The organism is Prevotella sp. C561 (assembly GCF_000224595.1).
Classification (GTDB): domain Bacteria; phylum Bacteroidota; class Bacteroidia; order Bacteroidales; family Bacteroidaceae; genus Prevotella; species Prevotella jejuni.
Window position 1 is genome coordinate 276,799 of the sequence record NZ_JH114139.1, and the last position, 1,093, is coordinate 277,891.

Genomic DNA, 1,093 nt, shown 5'->3' on the forward strand with positions numbered 1-1,093 from the left:
GGCCCCTCCCCAACCCTCCCCCGAAGGGAAGGGGAGTGATTACCGAGATACCCCTATTGGGCTGCTTGCATGGGGCGTAGTGAGGTTTTTCTCTCACGCTGGTGAGGTTTTTCTCTCACAGAGCGCACAGAGTTCACTGAGCAATTTTGCGCACAGTTTCGAGTCACAGAAGGCCTTCGGCATACAGAGAACACAGAGGCCTCACCCCCAGCCCCTCTCCGAATGGAGAGGGGAGTGATTACCGAGATACCCCTACATGTCCTCTGTTCGCATAACAGATCATCTCCTTCTATCTGCAGCCTAATAGGGGTAACCTCGCATACTACTCCCCTCTCCATTCGGAGAGGGGTTGGGGGTGAGGTCTCAGAGAGCCTTGCGACAACCGATGTCACAGAACGTTATAGCTATCGTTGGGTGTGATGTATGTGAAAGAGGTGAGTTAATAAGATGGTAAATAATCATTACAGTCAACTAAGCTAAACTCCCTCACGTGAGGGCTATAACGTCTCTTGTAATGTTTTTTATAACCTCCAATAAATCAGAAAGTTACGTATAGCGTTTGAGAGCATGCCTTTCTTGCATGAAGAAGATGCCCTTCTTGAACGCTGAAAGGCATGTTCTCGAATGGAGAAGGGCCTCTTCTTGTCCCAAACTCAGCCCTTTCTTGAAAAGAGAAGGAAGCTTTCTGTAAAATATCTTGACATTCTCTGTTTATATAGTTAGTATTCTATCTCTCAATGAGGACTTTTTTTCTCTCACAGAAAAACACAGAAGAACAGAACACACAGCATTCAAAGCAAGTAGTGGCCCCTCCCCCTTCCCCTCCCCCGAAGGGAGGGGCGTGATTACCGAGATACCCCTATGGATAATCATCAACACCTAAAACCCAACATCCAACACCCTTCTTTAGCTATAACGTTCTGTGAATTCTGTATGCCGGAGGCGTTCTGTGAGCTCGAAACAGTGCGCCAAAAGGGTCTGTTAAATCTGTGAGATCTGTGAGAGAAAAAACTCCCCAGCAAGCCTCATAGGCCTAATCTCATTGAGAGGGTGCGTTCTATTTCTCACAGAAACACAGATGAACAGAACACAC